General features: G+C 56.2%; 1 protein-coding gene. It reads left to right on the forward strand.

What is annotated here, in order from left to right:
- Positions 1-615: 615 nt before the first annotated feature.
- Positions 616-2,091 carry a hypothetical protein gene (locus tag MTX36_RS29330; protein WP_243623177.1) on the forward strand — a complete coding sequence of 492 codons (1,476 nt, stop codon included), beginning with the start codon at positions 616-618 and terminating at the stop codon, positions 2,089-2,091.
- Positions 2,092-2,514 lie beyond the last annotated feature (423 nt).

Below are 2,514 nucleotides of genomic sequence, written 5' to 3' on the forward strand. Positions count from 1 at the left end.
GAACAGCCAAGCGGCAGAGACTGTGGAGAGCCCGGTGCTCAGTAATGGGCACGCCGGGTTCGGAGAGCGGCCTGAAGAAACGGACCGATGGCAACATCGGTACCGCGCTTCAGGCCGACTCAACCGCCCGGCGCGAAACTGATGGACACATCGCGTGTACGCGACCGACTTGCTACATGATCGATATCGAGCTCACTTCGACAAATCGAACAAGCACCACAACGCTTTACGTTCATGGTGAAAGCGCGGTTCGCCTACCGGGGTGACGGATTCAGAGTCACGCCCGATGGTATTCGCACCATGCTCAACCGAATACTCGGCCCAGGCGGTCCAGTGGAATGCTTCCGCGAAGGATGCCGAATCGGTTCCGCTCTGTAACATTTTGACTCGTCCATCACGCCGTGAACGGCGAGGGCGCTCCTCGTCAATTGGACTTCACCCAGTGCATAGTCTCTATATCTAGCATTTCACGACTTCCAGGAGCACCTGTTGCGGACCGAACGCAATGTCAATGAACGGCAATACGAGATCCTGCAGTGGATCGGAACGGGATGCCCCGGTACTCCGCCATACACGTCGTACAAGACGAGCGCACAGGCTCTCTACCGTGCAGATTTGGTAACTATCGAGGAAAATAAACAGTTTTGGCGGGCTACACTGACCCCCGTCGGGCACTATTTCCTCTTCTATCAGAAATACCCGCCGGGGTTTGCGGAACTCGAACCCAGCCCTCAAGCGTATCCACGGGCATCTGCTGAGCCCACCGATGAAATCGAACCCACCGTCGACGAAGAGTGGGTTGAATACGGATCGACGCCGCCGCCCGTAGTTCAGCCCGCGATCGACTCCCTCCGCGAGGCGCTCGCTCGCCCGACCATCCGCAATCGCACCCGCACACACTTGGATGCGAATTGGTATGCGGCGCCACACCAATCTCATCCAGAGGATGCCATACCTGACCATTTGTCCAGGGGGTCTGGCTACGCGCGGCAGCCAGGCGAGTACGTCCGCCCATCCAACAAATGCATCCTGGGCGGAAGTTATGAAAGATACGGAGCCGGTGTCTATTTCGAGCAGAAGAAGCTGCTGACACTCACTGGGAAAGTGTTGTACTGCGAGCTCGTCCCGGAGCCCGGAAATTGGTTCGACTGTGAAGCTGTCGCAGTGGATTACGAAGGTGAACGCATCGGATACGTTCCTGCTAACGACGCCAACTGCTGGCATGAGATCGTCCGCAGAGTGAACGCGCGCGGTCTTCGGTTCATGGTTCCTGCGACATTGGAAGAGTGGATCGATGGGGACGACGGGGACGATGGGGACGACGAGTTCAGCTATGTGGGAATTTCGATATACCTTCCCAATTACGACGAAAGATCTTTGCTGGCAGACGAATTGGGAATTGTTACAGAATTTCGTGTGCTTTTCAACGCGCTCTCCAGCGACCTTCGCGAGTCGATGGGCAGTAGAGGATTGGACGGCTACGGCGTTTCAGCCGCACTGATCGAACACCAACACCTGATGCCGTCGCTACCGTGGGGGAAAGGTGGTTGGTATGCAAAGTATGGCCAAATTCCCGCGATCGTGGCCGAAATGGTGGACGTCATGCGCGACGAATGGTGGGAGGAAAACTCCGAACGAATATGCGTGGAACGCAAAATTGAGGCTGCGCAACATCAGATCCAATTCGATATCGATGTCGATCATTTAGTCGCAGTTCGTATGTCGCTGCACAAACAGCTCTTGGAACTGCATGAATGTGGCGCATCTGTCAGAGAGATAGAAGGGTGCACAAAGCTACCCACGAACCGCGTCGAGGCTCTGCTTGCGGAAGCTATTCGTTTGAGTGACGCAAGGTGTAGCGGGGCGCACTGCGTCGATGTCCTCGATCAATTCGATATCCCTCGCACCGTGGAGCGTTCGGATTTGCCCTCAGTGACTTATTTGATACCGGCTGCGCTCACACCAAAACCAGTACCCTCGCCCGGCCACGTCCTGCCGGTGCCCGACTATCGTCGCTCGTACCTCTACGGGATCTCCCTACGAAATCAGTCCTTGGGTCATCTGAATGTCGGCGCTACCGCTACTGTCTGAATATCCGAGCGGGATGCGTTAAATCTGAGGCCGAGATATGGGGTGTGGGTATGAGTACTAAGCACGGACGTCGAAGCCCAAAACGGCCTCCGTGCCCGAACGCGTTACCGCAGGCGCAGACTCTCACTGGGCATGCCAGGAAAGTTGACGACGACGTCGACGAGATGATGAAGCAACTTGCGGCTCAGCGATTTCCGATTATGTGTGCCGATGTTGGGCTTGAGGTATTGACGCCCGCTGACCGCCAGGCGGCACTCGCAAGTTTTGCGCTGGAACCAACCCTGCACCTCATTGCGCTATGTGTCAAGTCAAGTGAGACAGTGACGTTCAGTTGATCTGCGATTCGGCAACGGGTTCGTTAATAAAGAATACGGTCGGCATTTCAGGTGGATTCGGCCGGCGCGAAAACCGGGCTGGGTTCGC

Source organism: Rhodococcus sp. ARC_M6 (genome assembly GCF_022810305.1).
Classification (GTDB): domain Bacteria; phylum Actinomycetota; class Actinomycetes; order Mycobacteriales; family Mycobacteriaceae; genus Rhodococcus_F.